Here is a 2,118-nt window from a genome sequence, read left to right on the forward strand (position 1 = left end):
GGCATTCGGCAGGCCCGCCGAATGCCGCGGTCTCCCGAGACTAGCAGAGCCGCCCTTATTGTTAGCGCTGCCGAAGCAAGCCCTACTTCAGCAGCAACTTGAATTTTCGTGCGATGAGCCTCCCCGGAGCCAAGAGCCTTTTGCCCTAATCACAACACCGCAATTCAAGCACCGCAGAAAACTCCATTAGCGATGAACCAGCCACTTGAAGACGTGATCAAGGTGCGGCAAGGGGTCAAATTCGGAGGTGCGGGGAAAATCGAAGAAATGCTAACCAGGCCCCAGTTTTCGCTTCCGCGAACTGCGGTTTTGGTGCTAAAAATCGCGTTGTGCTCGAAGGTTCTCGATTTTCCCCGCACTTCCGTAATTACATCCTTGGATCGAGAGTACAGGCAACAATGACGTCATCCGCGATAGCACCCAACAGTCACGGACGTACAAAAGGCCGTTGCCGGAAGCCTCCATACAACGACTCTTCTTTGCGCGCGCCACGCTCGCAATGCTCCATTAAATGTAACTAATTGATTTGCTATATACCATTCATAATGGCACATAGCAAATCAATTAGTTACATGTGGAGGCAGAACATGAGGGAGTACGTCGAGAAGCAGCTGCACACTAGAGTCGATTGCGAGCCCAACGACGCCTCGGAAATAACGACGCAAAACTCTTTCCGAAAGTGTAGGTGAGCGAAATGGCGACTCATGCATACGATGACCTTTATTCTTATCTAGCCGCATTCAAGAACAGCTCTCTTGCCGAAATAATTGCGTACCTAGAAGAACTGGGGCAAAGGAGGTTCGACGCCTTTATTAGGGGCCTTGCACCCCTTATCCCAATCGAAAAAATCGAAAATCAATCCCAGTTCAATTTTTCTGTTGACTCCACCCTTGAAGGAGGCAAATTCCCCTGCACTGACTATGCCTGTCGAGAGCAAAACATTTACCATTTGGCAAAGTTCTCAGCATTGTATGCAGATAAAACACTGATTCATTGCCCTATAGAATCGGCATTCGAAATGGGGCACGATGATTATGCCTCAGTCGATGAACTTGCATTCGGGATCTATTTGACCATGCGAGTCGAAGACATAGTCAAAGCTGGAATACTCGGATTTTCGAGCAATTACATTCCTCTTTGCAAAGATTGCCTAGCGCGACAAATCGAAAGAGAATCAAAAGCAAAAGGATTGATATCGAGTTATTGGGATGAACTCGTACGACAATTCTGTTCCTCTACCTCGTGCACTTTAAAACAAGCACCAGATGGGAATCTGTGTGTAGCGATTGAGGGAATGGATGCATATGGGTCCCATGATGAGATGGATGTCGATTTCCTGGTAATCCCGTCTGAATACGAATCGCTCTATGCAAGCCAAGGCGAAACGCGATTGGATAGAGACATGCTGGAGAAAGGCGGCATCTCGACTATCCTACTGCCTTTGTTGGACGATTGCTTTCAAGCCCTCGTCAATCCCTATTTTTCGAATAGCTCGTATTTAACCACTCGTCCAGCTCAGATTGAGTTCCTCGAGTCCGCAACTTCCACCCTTTATCCTCGAAAAGATCAGACCATACCCATTCGCCGGTTATCTTGCCCCCTCCCCATTGCTGAAAATGCAACGTTGCGTAGCATCCTTGATTGCCGCATTAGAAACGAAGAGTCGTTTCTTGTGTTTAGGGATACCTTGTCCAAAGGCCTGAGCGAAAGGCCCATCGACACCTCGACATTAGCTGACCTGAAGAACGACCTAATAGAGCCCGAGCTTCACAAGATATCTTTAGTGATGAAAAACGAGCGATCCCGATTAGTCACCTCCGCAGGCATTGAAGCCGCTATCGGAATTGCGAGCTTTACATTGGGGCAATACGGAATCGCATCACCTTCTGATGCCATGGCCTTCCTCGGGGCTGCCGGCATAGGGGCCGTTGCATCTCAATCCGCAGATTTCTTGCGAGAAGCCAAGGCAAAAGAGAACCCCATGTATTTCCTCTGGAAGCTCAATAGAAACAACCGTCTGTAACCTAAGGGGCAGAACACCGCAGTCGCCGAGCATATCTCGATCATTAAATAAGGCTCTGTTAGACCAGGATTGACATGCCGACCTGCCGGCTATCT

1 protein-coding gene is annotated in these 2,118 nt (G+C 48.7%); it reads left to right on the plus strand.

Annotated elements, in window-relative coordinates; translation table 11 throughout:
• Positions 1–694 precede the first annotated feature (694 nt).
• The gene (locus tag DXC52_RS09765) at positions 695–2,023 is read left to right on the plus strand and encodes a hypothetical protein (protein ID WP_117747095.1); all 1,329 of its coding nucleotides are present in this window, start codon (positions 695–697) and stop codon (positions 2,021–2,023) included.
• Positions 2,024–2,118: the final 95 nt, after the last annotated feature.

The organism is Collinsella sp. TF05-9AC (genome assembly GCF_003438495.1).
Lineage (GTDB): Bacteria > Actinomycetota > Coriobacteriia > Coriobacteriales > Coriobacteriaceae > Collinsella.